Origin of the sequence: Halomonas marinisediminis (genome assembly GCF_004347715.1) — a bacterium.
Classification (GTDB): Bacteria; Pseudomonadota; Gammaproteobacteria; order Pseudomonadales; family Halomonadaceae; genus Halomonas; species Halomonas icarae.
The window spans coordinates 1-228 of the sequence record NZ_SLTR01000778.1 but is presented as its reverse complement, the minus strand read 5'-3'; the positions used below and the strand labels follow the sequence as shown (position 1 = coordinate 228).

Genomic DNA, 228 nt, shown 5'->3' with positions numbered 1-228 from the left:
GGCGATCCGCGCCCGGCTGCATCCCGATGGGCAGACCGTCACGCTGACCCACCCGGACCGTCCGGACCTGGACGTCGCGCCGGACCGGGAGGCGGACGCCTTCCTCGCCTGGGTCGAACCGCTGGTCCCCGCGGACCGCGCCCAACCCGTGGCCGTGCTGCGCAACCATGCGCGCGGCTTCGCCGACAGGCCGGAGCCCACCATCAGCCTGTGCGACCTCGCCTCGCA

At 75.0% G+C, this 228-nt stretch carries 1 protein-coding gene; it reads left to right on the top strand.

The annotated features are described in order from the left end of the window. A partial coding sequence (locus tag E0702_RS18495) for a hypothetical protein (RefSeq protein ID WP_205742165.1) occupies nt 1–228 on the top strand: 228 nt, incomplete at both ends.